Annotated in this window: 17 protein-coding genes; 11 read left to right on the top strand and 6 right to left on the bottom strand. The window is 70.4% G+C overall.

Annotated elements, in window-relative coordinates; translation table 11 throughout:
* Positions 1 to 6: 6 nt before the first annotated feature.
* From ABD086_RS04330 to ABD086_RS04305, 6 genes are all read right to left on the bottom strand, one after another.
* Positions 7 to 531 carry a thermonuclease family protein gene (locus ABD086_RS04330; protein ID WP_343905989.1) on the bottom strand — a complete coding sequence of 175 codons (525 nt, stop codon included), beginning with the start codon at positions 529 to 531 and terminating at the stop codon, positions 7 to 9.
* Positions 528 to 1466 carry a helix-turn-helix domain-containing protein gene (locus ABD086_RS04325; protein ID WP_343905987.1) on the bottom strand — a complete coding sequence of 313 codons (939 nt, stop codon included), beginning with the start codon at positions 1464 to 1466 and terminating at the stop codon, positions 528 to 530. The genes ABD086_RS04330 and ABD086_RS04325 overlap by 4 nt, the downstream gene beginning before the upstream one ends.
* A 15-nt stretch (positions 1467 to 1481) precedes the next feature.
* Positions 1482 to 2195 (bottom strand): hypothetical protein, encoded by a 714-nt coding sequence (locus ABD086_RS04320; protein ID WP_343905986.1) that lies wholly within the window; start codon positions 2193 to 2195, stop codon positions 1482 to 1484.
* 282 nt (positions 2196 to 2477) lie between these two features.
* Complete coding sequence (locus tag ABD086_RS04315; protein WP_343905984.1) at positions 2478 to 2864, bottom strand: hypothetical protein; 387 nt, start codon at positions 2862 to 2864, stop codon at positions 2478 to 2480.
* A gap of 392 nt (positions 2865 to 3256) precedes the next feature.
* Positions 3257 to 4549 carry an ATP-binding protein gene (locus tag ABD086_RS04310; RefSeq protein ID WP_343905982.1) on the bottom strand — a complete coding sequence of 431 codons (1293 nt, stop codon included), beginning with the start codon at positions 4547 to 4549 and terminating at the stop codon, positions 3257 to 3259.
* A gap of 63 nt (positions 4550 to 4612) precedes the next feature.
* Positions 4613 to 4954 carry a hypothetical protein gene (locus ABD086_RS04305; protein WP_343905980.1) on the bottom strand — a complete coding sequence of 114 codons (342 nt, stop codon included), beginning with the start codon at positions 4952 to 4954 and terminating at the stop codon, positions 4613 to 4615.
* A 321-nt stretch (positions 4955 to 5275) separates the two neighbouring features.
* Here ABD086_RS04305 and ABD086_RS25300 point away from each other — a divergent pair, with 321 nt between their 5' ends.
* The 11 genes from ABD086_RS25300 to ABD086_RS04255 all read left to right on the top strand — a co-directional run bounded on the left by ABD086_RS25300 (position 5276) and on the right by ABD086_RS04255 (position 15921).
* A complete protein-coding gene (locus tag ABD086_RS25300; protein WP_403113122.1) occupies positions 5276 to 5740 on the top strand; it encodes a helix-turn-helix transcriptional regulator in 465 nt (154 codons plus the stop codon).
* 301 nt (positions 5741 to 6041) lie between these two features.
* Positions 6042 to 6728: an SAF domain-containing protein gene (locus ABD086_RS04300; RefSeq protein ID WP_343905979.1), complete on the top strand. Its 687-nt coding sequence runs from the start codon at positions 6042 to 6044 to the stop codon at positions 6726 to 6728.
* Positions 6729 to 6731: 3 nt separating this feature from the next.
* A complete protein-coding gene (locus ABD086_RS04295) occupies positions 6732 to 7571 on the top strand; it encodes a MinD/ParA family ATP-binding protein (protein ID WP_343905977.1) in 840 nt (279 codons plus the stop codon).
* Positions 7568 to 9238: a TadA family conjugal transfer-associated ATPase gene (locus ABD086_RS04290; RefSeq protein WP_343905975.1), complete on the top strand. Its 1671-nt coding sequence runs from the start codon at positions 7568 to 7570 to the stop codon at positions 9236 to 9238. Before ABD086_RS04295 ends, ABD086_RS04290 begins: the two co-directional genes overlap by 4 nt.
* A 5-nt stretch (positions 9239 to 9243) precedes the next feature.
* On the top strand, positions 9244 to 10176 hold the full coding sequence (locus ABD086_RS04285; RefSeq protein ID WP_343905973.1) for a type II secretion system F family protein: 933 nt from the start codon (positions 9244 to 9246) through the stop codon (positions 10174 to 10176).
* Complete coding sequence (locus tag ABD086_RS04280) at positions 10173 to 11087, top strand: type II secretion system F family protein (protein WP_343905971.1); 915 nt, start codon at positions 10173 to 10175, stop codon at positions 11085 to 11087. Before ABD086_RS04285 ends, ABD086_RS04280 begins: the two co-directional genes overlap by 4 nt.
* 69 nt (positions 11088 to 11156) lie before the next feature.
* Complete coding sequence (locus ABD086_RS04275; protein ID WP_343905969.1) at positions 11157 to 11360, top strand: hypothetical protein; 204 nt, start codon at positions 11157 to 11159, stop codon at positions 11358 to 11360.
* A gap of 64 nt (positions 11361 to 11424) precedes the next feature.
* On the top strand, positions 11425 to 11775 hold the full coding sequence (locus tag ABD086_RS04270; RefSeq protein ID WP_343905968.1) for a TadE family protein: 351 nt from the start codon (positions 11425 to 11427) through the stop codon (positions 11773 to 11775).
* Positions 11772 to 12221 (top strand): TadE/TadG family type IV pilus assembly protein, encoded by a 450-nt coding sequence (locus ABD086_RS04265; RefSeq protein WP_343905966.1) that lies wholly within the window; start codon positions 11772 to 11774, stop codon positions 12219 to 12221. The genes ABD086_RS04270 and ABD086_RS04265 overlap by 4 nt, the downstream gene beginning before the upstream one ends.
* Complete coding sequence (locus tag ABD086_RS04260) at positions 12218 to 12667, top strand: TadE/TadG family type IV pilus assembly protein (protein ID WP_343905964.1); 450 nt, start codon at positions 12218 to 12220, stop codon at positions 12665 to 12667. The genes ABD086_RS04265 and ABD086_RS04260 overlap by 4 nt, the downstream gene beginning before the upstream one ends.
* On the top strand, positions 12664 to 15921 hold the full coding sequence (locus ABD086_RS04255) for a LysM peptidoglycan-binding domain-containing protein (protein WP_343905963.1): 3258 nt from the start codon (positions 12664 to 12666) through the stop codon (positions 15919 to 15921). The genes ABD086_RS04260 and ABD086_RS04255 overlap by 4 nt, the downstream gene beginning before the upstream one ends.
* Positions 15922 to 15930: the final 9 nt, after the last annotated feature.

The raw sequence follows: 15930 nt of genomic DNA, 5'->3' as shown, positions 1-15930 counted from the left end.
CGTCCTTCAGCAGGTGCCCCACAGGCCGCTGGCGGCGTCCTGGGCGTCATCGGTGGCTGTGGCGTAGGGGTCTGCGCGGGTGAGGTCCTGGGTGGCCTCGTAGCAGCGTGCGGCGCCGCGGGCCAGGAGCTCGTGGGCTACGTCGACGTCGTCGTGGTCGACGTAGCGAAGCAGGCGGTCGTATTGGTCGCGGTCGGGCTGGCCGCTGTCGGTGACGAGCTGGACGGTGCTGCCGACCGGCGTGAGGTCCTCGAGCAGGTCGGTTGCCTGGTCGGCGTAGCACTCGGCGGGCGTCGGCGGGTGGGCGACTTCGGGGGCGTCGATGCCGAGCAGGCGGACTCGGCCGAGTGGGCGACCGGCGAGGTCCTCGACGCGGAGGGTGTCTCCGTCGACGACGGCCGTCACCCTGACCTGGGTGGCCTTGCCCTCCGATGGGTCGGCGCCCTTGGGGGTGCCGGGGAGGGTTGCGGTGATTCCGCCGGCGGTGAGCGCGGCGATGGCAGCGGCGGCCAGGCCGATGAGGGCCTTCACCGGGCGACCCTCAGCTGTGGAGGTTCGCCGGAGACGGGAACCGCGCGGTCCTGGGCCCGGGCGCCGGGAGACCGGTAGCGGGCCTCGGGGATCTGCTCGGCGACATCGGCCGAGCGGGCGCCGGCGCCGGCCGGCTCCTCGGGGAGCTCGGCTGCGATCTTCGCGGCCAGGTCGCGCAGCGGCGGAGTCTTCTCGATCCGCCGGGTGGCATGGAGCACGGTCGTGTGGTCGCGCTCGAAGTGCCGCGCGATCGTCGGCAGGCTGTGGCCGTGGATGCGGGCCGCGGTCATGGCCACCGCTCGGGCGTCGGCGGCCGTCCGGGTCCGATCGGCGCCCAGGAGGACCTCTGGGGTGGTGCCGAAGGCCTCGGCGGCCGCCACGACGGCATGCTCGACCGGGCCATCGGGCACGAAGGTCGACGCGGGCTCGTCCTGGTGGGGGCTGACGACGGTGGCCTCAGGGCGGGGCAGTTGCGCGGTGTAGCGGTCGTTGACGTGCTCGGTGACCCGGGCCGCGGCGTCGGCCAGCCGGGGGCGTTCGGCGGTGCGGCGTACGGCGTGGATCACCGAGCCGTGGTCCTTGTTGAAGTGTTCGGCGATCGCCGGCAGGGACAGGCCGACCTCGCGGGCGGCGGTCATGGCCACGGCGCGGGCGTCGCTGACCGGTCGGCTGCGCTCGGCGCTGAGGATCGCCTCCGGGGTGGTGCCGAACATCGGCGCGGCGGCAGTGATGGCCAGCTCGCACACCGCTGCCGGGCCGGTTGCCGGCGCCGCCGGCAGGGTCTGGTCGACCTGGACGGCGAGGACGGCCACCAGCGACCGCAACTGGTCGGCGTCCAGCGGCGCCACCAGATCGGCGACCTGGTCATGATGCCCGCGGCCGGCGGCATCGAGGATGAGGCCAGCGAACTGGCGGCCGCCCTGATCAGGGTCCATGCTCGTCCTCCCCGGCTACCGCACCGGCGATCCGGGGACCGGTAACGCCTGGCGAGGCACCTGGCCGCAGCCCTGCTCGGCCATGCGCCGGCGGGCGTTGTCGGCGATGTCGCTGGCGATCCCGGCCGACTGCCGGGCGTTGGCCGCGGCGTGGTCGACGACGTTCTCGAGCAGGCGCACGTCCTCGTCGGCGCGGCCGAGCTCCTTGCCGGCGGTCGCGATGCTCCGCTGGAGGGTGACCGGCTCCAGCAGCGACGGCGGAGTGACCTGCTGGGCCGCCAGTTCCGCGCTGTCGACGTGCCGGAGCGCGGCGCGCGCAACTGGCTTCGCGAGGACGACCATCTCGCTGACCACTGCGATTCTGGGTCTCAGGTCAGCCAGGTCGGCAACGACCGCGGAATCGAGGCCGTCGGCAGCCGCGAGCAGATCGCCCAGCGCAGCAAGAGCCTGTACGGCAAGGTCCAGATGGCCGTAGACACCGTGAATCAGGTGCTTGGCATCTTCACACCGCGTCTGTAGCCGGTCCAAGTGCTCGCCGGCTGACTCGAGGTAGTAGTCGCCACGGTCACTGAGGCGGGCCCTAGCTGAGTCGAGCTCAGCGTCATCCAGAACCCGGAGCGCAGAGTTGATCATTGTGTGCAGTTCGTCGACGACCCGGCGGGCGCCTCCAACAGCCTGCTCGGCCATGAACACGGCGTCAGCAGCCTGCAAAGCGGTGTCGGTCCTCATACAGACTCACCGCTTCCCGTGTCGGGCGGGGGGCGTGCTGCTCGACGGGGGCAGGACCTCACGGAGATGGTCGAGCGCGACCAGCGCCTGCTCGAGGTGTTCGCGGACCTCCTGAACCGGGTCACGGTCGGTCGCGACGGAGGGTGAATCGGTGGGCGTGCTCACGAGCAGCTCCTTGGTTGACCGGTGTCATGTCTCAGTCACCAAAGGAAGGTCGACCCGCTCCAGCGATCACCGAGCGCGAGAAATCTCGCCGCGAACAGTCAGGGCTGTCCCAGGGCATCAGTCCTGCCCGTCGTCGACGCCCTGGCTGATGATGTGCGCGGTGGCGTTGCGGGCGGCGTCGAGGTGCTTGTAGAGGTCGACCGCCAGGCCGCGGGCCTCCTCCAGGTGGAGCCGCGCGACGCCGATCGTCATGGCGGGGTCGGATTCGTCGGTCATCGAATCCATGCTGAGCACCTGGTCGGCCAGTGCCCGCTCAAGCGTGCTCGACAGCTGCGCGAACGCCTGGGGGAGCGCGGCCGCGAGGTCGGCGAACTCCGCGAGCTCATCGGAGGTCTCAGCCGGGATCTGGTCGCGCTCCCAGATCGTGGCGCGGTTGAAGCCGTAGACGTGTTCGCGGGCCGCCGTCGCGTGCCCTCTTGCCTCGAGCTCGTCGTAGTTGTCCACCAGGCCGCCCCTTCCTGCCGGGATGTCTCGTCGCGTTGAGTCTCGCGGATCTCAACGGCGTACGAGCGACGCTGCCTGCGGGCTGTGGATAACGGCGGGGGTTCCATCAGCGGGTTCGGGCGGGAGACTGATCGGCCGTGGACGACCAGGCGGGCTTGATCGCGCGACGCGTGGCCATGGCGGCGGCCGCCTGGTTCAACGCTCCGGCCGACGTCGAGGCCTCCCCACCGCGGCCGCGGTGGGGAGTGGAACGCCTACAGCGCACTTCAGCAGTTGGAGAACGTCGGCGTCGACGAGCTGCTCGACGGCCTGGCGGACGTCGCGCCACCGATGCTGCTGGCGAGGGGTCGCCGACATCGAGGCCGTCCTGCGGGGCAGGTTCGCTGGCAGCTCTAGTGGCGAGGGGCGCCCCGGCCGGGATCGGGGGCCGGCGGAAGCTCGCGTCTGCGGCGACCGGCACCCAGCTGGGCCGTGGCCTGATCGGGGTCCGCGGATGCTCCTGTGGCCAGGGACTCTCGGATGTAGCGGTCGAAGCCTGGCATCGTGAAGCGCACTTCGCCGCGGCCGGCGGGCTCTATGATGCCCTTGTCGATCAGCCGTTCGCGTGGGACGCCCAGAGCCTGCGTGGATCGGCCGAGCTGCGATGCGATCTCCGCTCTAGTCACCGTGGGCGTGGCGGCTTGGGCCATCACGGCCAGGATCTGCCGCTCCAGGTCGGTCGCGGCGGCCCACCGGGCGGCGTACATCGAGGTCAGCTGGTCATCTGCCAGCGGTAGGCCTGCCTGGAACTGCTCGACGTCGAGAACGTCACCGGTTGCTGAGGGCCTGGCTACCTCCCAGGTCGCGTGGGCGAGGACCTGCAGTAGGTACGGAAATCCCTGCGCCTCGTCCGCGATCGCCTGCAGCGCGGCGTGCGTCCAGGTCACGCCCAGCTCGGTGGCCGGCTCGGCCACGGCGGAGGCCGCGGCGCCGGGGTCGAGTCGCGGCAGGGTTAGGAAGGTGCTGCGCTCCCCAAAGGTGGCTGCGTTGACCAGTACCCCGGGAGTGGAGGGCAGTCCGGCGCCGATGATGGCGAGTGGGTTGTCCTCGCGCCTTCCAGCCAGGTTCTGCATCGCGTTGAGCAGGACCGCGAGGTCATCACGGGCAGCCGCGTGCAGCTCGTCGACGAAGACCACGAGGCCAGCGCCACCGCGTGCGCGGACTTGCGAGCTGGTCTCGTGCAGGAGGTCCTCCATCGCCGAGATCTGGGCCCCGCGGGGAGGGCCGTCCGCCCCGGCGCGGTCGGCGGCCGCCGTGGCGGTTACCTTGACCCCGCTCGGCAGCCCGAACTCCAGGCCGATGCTCTCCAGGCGGAGCTTCCAGGTGGCCTTCTCGGCGCGCGGCAGAATATCTGCGGTCTCGATCGCCTTCCCGACCCGGCTGACCAGGTCGGGGAGGAACGGCGCATTGCGGCGGCAGGCCACCCACGCGGTGATGAACCCGTGCGCCTCGGCGTCACGCTGCGCCTCGCGCAGCAGCGACGTCTTTCCCACGCCACGCGGGCCCTGGAAAACCAGCAGGGGCCCACCCATTTCGCCGTAGGTGCCGATCCGGCTCAGATAGCCTCGAATCCGGTCCTTCTGCTGCTCTCGGCCGGCGAGCACGCGCGGGAGCTCGCCAGGGGCATAGGGATTGGGCAGCACCATCGTCTCCCATACAGTCTGTTACATAGCCGCGTTGTGTAACGAAGTGTATGCCGCGGCGGTGGATCATCGGCCGACGTCAAGGCTGCGTGTCCGTGCACCGGCTGCGCCTGGCGTGTGCGCCCCCAAACGTCGACGTGCCGCCTCGTCAGGGCTCGCCGCGGCCGGTCCGACCTCGTCGATGTCGCGGTCAGGCAGATCGGGATCCGGCCGGGTTGCCTCACTGAGGGTTTCGGCCAGGTCCTCGATGTCGGCTTTCAGCACCCGCTCGAGGAGATCCGCGATGCTCGCTGGGGAGCCGTCGCACTTGGCCACCAGATCGTCGGCCAGTTGGTCGAGGGCGGCCGTGCCGCGCGCGGTGAAGGTGACGACGCCGGTGACCGGGTTCTCGGTTGGGGAAGTGCTCATGGTCCACCTCGCTTTCTGGTCCCCTATGTGCGCGGCGGCTTGGTAAGCGATCAGCCCATCGGCGATCCGAGGGAATCCAGCAGGCTCGCCCTCAGGTTCGCCCGTGGGTGGCCAGTAGGGAAGATCGCCGACACGAGGGTTGAACCGAGGCTGGGCGATCTCGCGCCCAGTCCTTCGTCGCGCGGCAAGTTGTGCCCGTGGCGCATCGGCATCCTCGCTGGGATCGGCAGACGGGATCAGCGGTCCCGTGTCGTCGGTCCGGTGCCGGGCGGACTGGCCCCGATCCTGCAGACGATTGATCACCGCTAGTGTTCGTCGGCGATGACCTCCGGAATCGACCCCAATGCGTTGAGGGCAGCTCGCGAGGAGGCGGGGTTGACTCAGCATGAGTTGGCGCGCCTGGTGGGGGCCGCTGGAGGTGAGCGCATCTCTCGCTGGGAGTTGGGTACCTCAACCCCGCGCCCGGACTTCCTGCTCAGACTCGCCAAAGCCCTCGACATCCCGGCAATACGGCTAGTTCACCTCGACGGTGATGTCCCCGATCTCCGAGCGCTCCGCCTGCAGGCAGGACTCACCGTTGCCGATCTCGTCACCTCCGTGAACGTGGCTGTGCCGACGTATTACGCCTGGGAGCAAGGGCGCTGGGTCCGGCTCCCTGCGCCACAGTCGCTCGAAGCGCTTGCTCGGGCACTCGGGGAGTCCGTCGAAGTTGTTGTCGCAGCATTCCATGAGGCGCAGCGGCACCGCCGGCGCGACGAAACAGGCTCAGCCCGACCGAGTTCGTAGCGAAGGTGGGTTTGACCGATATCCACAGGTGAGAAATTCATGGCGGGAGACCGGACGAATTTGTGGTCCCATGGACTCCGGATCGTTCGGAGGCGTTGATGCTCGGTCCCATCGGGGGGATTGAGCCGCGCGACCCTCTGGTCAGGACTGGGCGATGGCATCTCGGAATCGGTCATCTGTGGATAGCGAGAACCTCGATAGAAATGCACTAGTGTCATTCTATCGAGTTGGGCTCGTGCTGATCGCTCCGGGCCCGTCTTGACACGTAGGTGATCGAGACACGAGAGGACTCGGGATCCATATGTCGCAGAACACCGCTCAAGGGTTGTCAGTCGAGGCATCGACCAAGAGTCGTCCCATGCCTGATCTCAACCACACTCCGCGACCAAGACCCAGGCGGCGCCGCAGACCATGGGTGTTCGCACTCTGCGCGGCGCTTGTCGCTGCAGGAGCGCTGGGCACCGCCTTCGCGTTCACATCTGTCAACGACACGCAGGAAGTCCTCGTGGTCAGCCGCGACATCAAGCGCGGAGAGACCATCGAGCCCGCGGACCTCGCCGTCGTGCGGGTGAGCGTCGACCCAGCTCTGACCCCGATCGCCGGGAGCCAAAAGGCCGAGCTCGAGGGCAGCCGCGCCGCTGTTGACCTGTGGGCCGGCACCCTGCTCACAGAGCAGGCCGTGACCGACAGCCTGGTGCCGGGGGAGGGGGAGTCCCTCGTGGGCATCAGCCTCACTCCTGGCCAGATGCCCGCCGAGCCGCTCTACTCCGGCGACGTCGTCCGGATCGTCACCACGCCCGGCGATCAGGGTGAGGTGACCGACGGGGACCCGGTCACCGTCAAGGCGACCGTGGTCGGTGTTAGCCGGGTCGAGGAGACAGGGGAGACCGTCGTCGACGTCGCGGTGCCCGAGGCCGATGCCGCCGACCTTGCTGCCCGCGCCGCGACCGGACGGGTCGCGCTCGTTCTGGACGCCCGGGAGCGCTGACGCATGGCGCTGATCGTCCTGGCCTCCGCGAGCGGTTCGCCCGGTGTCTCGACCACGGCTCTCGGACTCACCCTCAACTGGCACCGGCCGGTGCTCCTCGTCGACGCCGACCCGACCGGCTCCTCCTCGGTTTTCGCCGGCTACTTCCATGGCACCCAGGAGCCGACCGGCGGGCTGATCAACCTCGCCCTCTCCCTGCGCGAGGGAACGCTCGCCGAGGCGCTGCCTCGCGAGACGCTGCTGCTGGACCCCGACGCACCGGCTGAGCGGTCGGCATGGTTCCTGCCCGGCATCCGGGCCCACGAGCAGGCCCCCAGCCTGCTGCCCCTGTGGGACCCGCTGACCGAGCGGCTGCGCGGGCTGGAGCGCAACGGCCAGGACGTCATCGTCGACGGCGGCCGGCTCGGCCTGGCCGGCTGGCCCCAGCCGCTCATTGCCGCGTCCGACCTGACCCTCCTGGTAATCCGCAGCTCGCTGCCGGCCTTGGCCGGCGCCACCAGCTGGGCCAAGACCCTGCAGACGGAGTTTGCTGGAGTCGGTGGCCTGTCTCGGCTCGGGGTCCTCCTCGTCGACGAGGCGCGACGCTGGCCCGCGGTGCCGACCGGTGCCCGAGTCCGGCCCTACACCGCCCGCCACATCGCGAAGGCCCTGCAGGTCCCCGTCGTCGCGTCGGTGGAGTGGGAGCCCGAGGTGGCCGAGGTCTACTCCCACGGCGCGCGCAAGCCGCGCAAGTTCGAGTCCTCCGGGCTGCTGCGCGGCTACCGGGCCAGCGCCGCGGCCATCGAGTCCGTCCTCGGCGCCAACAGGGCCGCCCTCGCTCCCACGAACGGAGGCCATACATGAGCACCAACGGACACCACCCTGACTCCGACGGTCGCGACCCGCTGCGCGCCGACGAGTGGCTCGAGGCACGTCACGCCGCGAGCCGGGGGCAGACCTCTCCCTTCGCCCGCGGCCGCACCAACGGCACCCCGCCGCCCCCGCCCCCGGTCGTTGAGGACCACGACCCGACCTCGCTGCCGATCTTCGCCGGCGCCTGGACCATCGAGCAGGAACTGCCGGGCCGCGCACGCTCGGAGTTCAGCCTGCGCCCGCTCGTGGGGCCTGCGCCGGAGGAGCACTACAGCCATGGCTCGGACGGCCACGTCGAGCTGGACTGGGAGCTGGTGGCGCAGTACCGCGCGGAGGTCTCCTCGCGACTGACCGCACGGCTCGACAAGGAAGGTGGCCGGGTCACCGAAGAGGACCGCGAGCAGATGGGCCTCGACGTCATCGAGGAGCTCATCAAGTCCGAGGCCGAGGCGCTGGTCTCGACCGGCCGGCCTCCGTGGACCAAGGACCAGGAGAAGGCGCTCAAGTCAGCCCTCCACGCCGCCCTGTTCGGTCTGGGCCGCCTCCAGCCCCTGGTCGAGCGCGAGGACGTTGAGAACATCATCGTCATCGCCCGCGGCCCAGTGTGCTCGGTGTGGCTGGAGCTGGTCGACGGCACCCTGGTCGAGGCCGCCCCGATCGCCGATTCCGAGGACGAGCTGCGCGAGTTCCTCGCCGACCTCGGTGCCCGGCAGAACCGGCCCTTCACCGAGGCCCGCCCGCACCTGGACCTCCGGCTGCCCGGGGGAGCACGACTCGCGGCCGGCTCCTGGGTGATGGCTTACACGTCGGTCGTGATCCGCCGCCACGGCATGCGGGAGGTGTCGATGGACGAGATGGTCTACGACCGCAAGGCGTGCAGCCCGGTCCTGGCAGATTTCCTCGCGGCCTGCGTGCGCGCCGGCAAGAGCATCGTCGTCTCCGGCGTCCAGGGCTCGGGCAAGACCACCTGGGTCCGCGCGCTGTGCTCGTGCATCCCGCCCTGGGAGATGATCGGCACCTTCGAGACCGAGTTCGAGCTGCACCTGCACGAGCTGGTCGACCGGCACAAGATCGTCCACGCCTGGGAGCATCGCCCCGGATCCGGAGAGGTCGGCCTCGACGGCCGCCAGGCCGGTGAGTTCAGCCTCGAGGAGGCCATCCACCACTCCTTCCGGTTCAACCTCGCCCGCCAGATCGTCGGCGAGGTCCGCGGCCCGGAGGTCTGGAACATGCTCAAGGCCATGGAGTCCGGCCCCGGGTCGATCAGCACCACCCACGCCCGCAGCGCCGAGCACACCATCGAGAAACTCGTCTCCTGCGCCATGGAGAAGGGCCCCCAGGTCACGCGCGAGCTGGCGATCAGCAAACTGGCCGCTGCGATCGACATCGTGATGTACCTGCGCTCCGAGGTCGTCCCCAACGACGACGGGACCTTCCGCAAGCAGCGCTGGGTCCAGGAGGTCCTGGTCGTCCAGCCGAGCATCGACGCAGCCCGCGGGTACGCCACCACCCCGATCTTCGCGCCCAACCAGCTCGGACACGCCGTCGCGACCGGCAAGCTCGACAACTTCCTCGCCCAGGAACTAACACGCCACGGCTTCGACCTCGAGGCCTACAAGGCCGAGTCCCAGGCCAACCCGGGGGTGGCCACCTCATGAGTCCAATGTCATCGGGGTTCCTGCCCGCCGTCTTCGGCGCCCTCATCGTCATCGGCCTGATCGGCATGGTCTACGCGATGATCCCGGCGCCACCCAAGCAGCCGACGCCGGCCCGGACCACCACCCCGTTCGGACGGCTGGGAAACTGGTTCGTCCGGCTCGACCGTCGTACCCGGATGCTGATGCTCGGCGGCGCCGTGGCCGGCCTTCTGGTCGCGCTGGTGACCGGGTGGGTGATCGCGATCGTCCTCGTCCCGGCCGCGATCGTCGGCATTCCGCTGCTACTGACGCCGCCGCCGGCCGCCGCCAGCATCGAGAAGCTCGAAGCGCTCGAGGAGTGGACCCGGTCCCTGTCCGGCAAGCTGACCGCCGGACAGTCCCTGCGCTCGGCACTCATCAAGTCGCTGCAGTCGACACCGGAGGCGATCCATCGCGAGGTCGGGCTGATGGTCTCCCGGCTGTGGAACAACACCTCCTCCACTGAGGACGTCCTGCGCGCCTTCGCCGAGGACCTCAACGACTCCACCGGCGACGTTGTGGCCAGCCAGTTGATCCTCGCCGCCAGCGGACGCGGACAGGCCGGACTGTCGAAGGCACTGGACGCCCTCGCCGAGACCGTCGCGGCCGATGTCCGCGCCCGCCGCCAGATCGCCGCAGACCAGGCCAAGCCCCGCACCACCGCCCGCACCGTCACCGTCATCACCCTCGGCGTGCTCGGCATCCTCGCCTTCACCGGCGACTACATCGAGCCCTACGGCACCCCACTGGGCCAGGTCGTCCTCGCCGTCCTGCTCACCGCCTACGTGGCCACCCTGCTCTGGATGCGCCGGATGGCCGTCGCCAAGCCGCTCCCGCGCTTCCTCGACCTCCAGGCCCGAAACGCCCACCGCGCCGCCCAGCGCACAGCACCGGCCGAGAAGGAAGGAGCACTGGCATGACCGGCCTGCAGCTCGCGCTCGCCAGCGGCACCCTCCTCGGACTGGCCCTCGCCGTGCTCGTCTGGCGCCTCGCGCCCTCCGGCCCCGACCTGGTCGACGCGCTGGACCGGCTCTCGCCCGACCACGTCGCGCCCCGCCGCGGCACCCCCGGCCTCGACGACGCCGGCACCGACACCGGCTCGGCCGTGGACCGGATCGGCCTGTGGGCGATGAAGAACCTGCCCGGCGGCGCTTGGGCACACACGCCCCGCAAGGACCTGGCCATCCTGCAGATCAGTGAGACCCGGTTCTACGGCGAGAAGGTCGTCTGGGCCCTGCTCGGCCTCGTCATGCCGCCGCTGCTGGCCACCTTCTTCTCGCTGATCGGGCTGCCGCTGCCGTTCGCGATCCCCACGCTCGGCTCGCTGGCCCTGGCCGCCCTGTTCTGGTTCATGCCCAACTACAACGCCGCCGATGACGCCAAGAAGGCCCGCATCGAGTTCAACCGGGCCCTCGGCGCCTACATCGACATGGTCGCCACCGGCGTCCGCGACGGATCCAGCGGCCAGCAGGCGCTGCGCTCGGCAGCCGAGGTCGGAGACAAGTGGGTGTTCAAGCGCATCGAGAGCGAGCTGCGCCGCGCCCGCTACATGACCCGCGCACCGTGGGACTCCTTACACGGGCTGGCCGACGAGCTCGGCGTCCCCGAGCTCGACGACCTCGCCGACATCATGCAGCAGTCCGGCCAGGACGGAGCCCAGATCTACAACAACCTCCGGGCCCGCGCCGCCGCACTCCGCTCGGCGATGCTCAGCGCCGAGCTCGGCAAGGCCAACGCCGCCTCCGAGCGCATGTACATCCCGGCCAGCCTCCTCGGCATCGTCTTCATGGCGATCCTCGTCACCCCCTCGATGCTCCGCTTCGCCACCTGACCGACCTAACACCGACCCGGATCACGGGGCATAGACCGCACCCAAACAACCAAGGAAGGAAGACCCCCGATGTTGAAGCTCTGCATCGCCCTCCAACTGGCGGCCATGGCCGCGCTCGCATCCCTCGAGAACCGCGTCACCAGACAGCGCGACGAGCGCGGCTCGGTCACCATTCAGGAAGTGCTCTGGGCGGTGGCAGCCATCGCCATCGTCGGCATCGTCGTCGCAGCCATCAAGGCCTTCGTGACCAGCGAGTCCGGCAAGATCAAGTAGGCAGGACCGGCTTCTCGTCATGTTCGCCAGCTCTCAGCGCCGCAGCCGGGACGAGCGCGGATCAGTGACCATACAGATGGTCTTCTTGATGCCCGCGCTGTTCCTGCTGATGTTCCTCGGCCTCCAGGGAGCCCTGTACTACCACGCGAAGCAGGTAGCGCTCGCGGCCGCGCAAGAGGGCGCCCGCGAGGCAGGCAGCGAGACCGGAACCCGCCAGTCCGGCGTCGCCACGGCGAACACCTTCCTCAACCACGCCGGTGGCTCCGACGTGATGACCTCCACCAGCGTCTCCGGATCACGAACCACGACAACGGCAACGATCACCGTCACCGGCAAGTCGCTGAGCGTGATCCCCGGCTGGCACGTGACCGTCACGCAGAGCGCCAGCGTCCCGGTCGAAAGGCTGACCGAATGACCTGGCGAGTTCATGATTCCCGACGCCGCCGGGACGAGCGCGGATCCGTTGCCATCGAGGCCGCGATCGGCGTCCCGGCCTTCGGCCTGTTCATCGCGATGATCATCCTCGGCGGACGCGTCGAGATCGCCAAGCAGTCGGTGGAGGCCGCCGCCTACGAGGCAGCCCGAGCAGCGTCCATCGAGCGAACCCAGAGCGAGGCGATCAACTCAGGCAAGGCCGCGGCCACCAGCAGCCTGAACGACCAGGGCCTGCAGTGCGCGACCACCAACGTCACAGTCAACGCCGCGGCGTTCAACGCCCCGCTGGGCACCACCGCCCAGGTGACCGCCACGGTGACCTGCAAGGTCGACGTCGCCGACCTCGCCATCCCCGGCCTGCCCGGCACCAGGACGATCACCGCGACCGCCAGCAGCCCCGTCGACGCCTACCGGGAGCGCCGATGATCAGCCACCTGCGCCGCCTCGGAACGCGTCGTGCGCGCGATGAGCGCGGCTCCATCAGCGTCTGGTTCGCCACCGCGTCCTTCGCAATGATCATCCTCGTCGGGATGGCCGTCGACCTCGGCGGCAAGGTCCACACCCAGCAGCAAGCCCGCAGCGCCGCATCCCAAGCCGCCCGCACCGGCGCCCAGGAGGTCCAGGGCTCCACCGCAGTGCGCGGTGAGGACCTCCGGGTCGACATCAACGCCGCCAAGGCCGCCGCCCAGGACTACCTCCACGCCGCCCGCGTGGAAGGAACCGCGCGCGTCATCAACGGCGACACCCTGATCGTCACCACCACCGACACCTACACCAGCAAGTTCCTCGGGATCATCGGCCTGGACTCCATGCAGGTCACCGGGGAGGCGTCCGCGCGGCTCATCCGCGCCGAAGGAGGCATCGAACGATGACCACGCCCCACCCCACCATCGGCCAGCGACTCACCGGCCTCGCCGCCTCGCTCGCCGTGCTGGGCATCGTCCTCGGCCTGCCCGCCCTCTTCCTCGCGATCGGCGCCAGCCCGATCCCCGACCAGATGCCCACCCTGGACAGCGTCAAGAACGCGCTCCTGGCGCCCGACGACGGCACACTCGTCCTCGGCCTGTTCAAGGTGATCGGCTGGGTCGCCTGGGCGTTCATGGCTCTCAGCCTTGTTGTGGAGGCCATCGCAGCGCTCCGCAAGGTCCAGGCGCCCCAACTGCCGGGTCTGGGTAGGCCCCAGGCAGCAGCGCGCGGCCTCATCGGCCTGGCCGCCCTGCTGTTCATCGCCGCCCCCATCGCCACGCAGGCAGCAACGATCAGTTCGGCCGCCGCGGCCCCGGCGACGGTGGGGCACGTCACCGCCGGCGCCGACCACGCCTCACAGCAGGGACCCGCCCGCCAGGACGTCAAGGCCGAGACGACGCAGGAGCGCCAGGGCCCCACGACCGTCGACCACGCCGTGAAGCCGGGGGAGAGCCTCTGGTCGATCGCCGAGGACCACTTCGGCGACGGAGCCCGCTACAAGGAGATCGCCGAGCTCAACCGCGACCTGCTCGGCAACCAGCCCAGCTTCCTCGAGCCCGGGTGGGTGCTCAAGCTGCCGGCGCCCGCCGACGCAGCACCGGCTCACAGCTACACCGTGCAGCCCAACGACACCCTCAGCGACATCGCGCACGACAAGCTCGGAGACGCCGACCGGTGGCCGGAGATCTACAAGGCCTCCACGACGATCACCCAGCCCGGCGGCGGCAAGCTGACCGACCCCGACGTGATCGACGTGGGCTGGAAGCTCAACATCCCCGGCGGCGAGACGCCGGCCGCCGACCGGCAGGACCAGTCGCAGCCGCGAGAGGACAAGCCGGAGACCCCAGCGGAGCCCAAGGACGAGCAGCCGCCGGTCGACCCGCCGGCCGAGGAGACCCCGCCGGTCGCCGAGGAGACCCCGGCGCCGGAGACCGCCGCACCCGAGGTCCCGCAGGCCGAGGAGCCGGCGGCGCCGTCCGCCGACGTCGACCAGGTCGACGACACCGACGACTCGATCCTCGAGGCACCCTGGGTCCTCGCCGGTCTCACCGGCGGGGGCGTCCTGCTGTCCGGAGCCCTGCTCATGGCCCTGCGGTCGCGCCGGCGCTCCGCCTTCCGGAACCGGCCGCCCGGGCGCGCTATCGCCGCCCCGCCGCCCGAGCTCGCGCCGGTGGAGATGACCCTGAACGCGACCGGTGCCGCCGCGGCCGCCACCGTGGAGTTCGCCGACGAGGCCCTGCGGCGCCTCGCGGCCGCGGTCGGAGCCCAGGGCACCACGATGCCGCCGCTCGCCGCGGTGGAGCTCGGGCACGGCAAGCTGACGCTGCACCTGAGCGCTCCGGCCGAGGTCCCCGCTCCCTGGGTGGGCAGCCCCGACCAGACCCACTGGCACGTCACCACCGACACCGCGTTCGAGGACCTCGGGCCCGACACCGGCAACGTCGAGCCGCCCTACCCGCTGCTGGCCACCATCGGCATGAGCGACGCCGGCGAGACCTGGCTGCTGAACTGCGAGGAGCTCTCCACGCTGACCATCAGCGGCGACCCCACCTACGGCCGCGACTTCGCCCGCCACCTCGCCGCCCAGCTGGCCGTCAACCCGTGGTCGCGCCGCGTCCAGGTCGACTGCATCGGCGTGGCCGAGGAGGCCGTCGCCATGGACGAGCGGATCACCTACTACCCGACCGGCGAGGCCGGGACGCCCGCAACCGCAGAGATCCTCGCCGCGGCGGTGACCACCGTCGACCGGGCGAAGCGACACGACACCGACGTGTCCACGGCCCGCACCGGCAGCGTCGACGACGACACCTGGCCCGCGCGGATGCTCCTGCTGGACGCCGCGGCCGGCGACCCCGCCGACCTCGAGCAGCTGCTGCAGTTGGTCAACGACCACGTCGGCCAGTCCGCGACCTCCATCGTGGTCGCCGGCGAGCGCCCCAACACTCCCGGCGCCGTGCTGCACATGACCAACACCGGCCGCGTCGTCCTCGAGCACGCCGGCCTCAACCTGATCGCTGTCGGACTCACCAGCGACGAGGCCCGCGGCTGCGCCCTGGTCTATGCCCAGAGTGAGACCCCGGAGTACGTCGACACCCCGGTGGACGAGACCGCCACCGACGGCTGGGAGGCCTACACCGACTCCTCCGGAGCCCTGCGCCGCGAGTACACCCTGCCGCGCAACACCCCCGAGGATGCCGTCGACGAGCCGATGTCCTCCCTGCTCGAGGGAGAGGACGAGGAGTACATCCGCGAGAGCGCCATCGTCCAGGAGGATCTCGAGGCCCTGGCCCCCAAGGTCCCGGCGCACGTCCGCGCCGAGGTCGAGGAGAAGGACCCCACTCTCGACAAGGACATCGCCGACTGGTTCTCGGCCGACTGCGACCGTCCGCGGCTCACCCTGCTCGGCCCGGTCGCCGCGCGCACCCACGGCAAGGCACTCGCCAAGCGCAAGCCGTACTTCACCGAGCTGCTCGCGTTCCTCGCCCTGCACCGCAAGCACGGGGCCACCCGTGAGCAGATCCGCGAGGCGTTCTCGATCTCCGACGGCAAGGTGCGCGACTACACAAACATCGTTCGCGACTGGCTCGGCACGAACCCGCGCACCGGAGAGGACCACCTGCCTTACGCGGACAAGGCGCCGGCTGCCAAGGTCACCGGGGTCAACGTCTACCAGGTCGACGACGGCCTGCTCGTCGACCTGGACCTGTTCCTCCGGCTCCGCAAGCGTGGGCAGGCCCGTGGCGGCGCGGAAGGTGTCGCGGACCTGTGCACCGCGCTCGAGCTGGTCGGGGAGGCCCAGCCGTTCAGCCAGCTGCGCGAGGAAGGGTGGGCCTGGCTGGCCAACGAGCCCGACCGCGTCGACCTGATGGCTGGCGGCTGGATCGCCGACGTCGCCCTGATCGTCGTCACCGAGGCCCTCGCGGCCGGCGACCTGGTCAAGGCGCGCTCCGCGGCGTACGTCGCCAACAGGGCCGACCCCGACGGCGAGAGCACCCGTCTGTGCCTGGCCCACGTCATGAAGGCCGAGGGCGACCAGCTCGAGGCCGACCGGATTCTGCGCGAGGAGATCTGCAACCGGTCCGACGACGGCGACGCCCCCATGGAATTGTCGGAGCGCACGAAGACAATCATCCGTACGCACGGCTGGCTCGCGAGCTGACTCGGGGAA

It is taken from the genome of Nocardioides aquiterrae (assembly GCF_039526625.1).
In the GTDB taxonomy this organism is placed as follows: domain Bacteria; phylum Actinomycetota; class Actinomycetes; order Propionibacteriales; family Nocardioidaceae; genus Nocardioides; species Nocardioides aquiterrae.
Note: the sequence above shows the minus strand (reverse complement) of the source record. Positions and strands in the feature narration are given on the sequence as shown.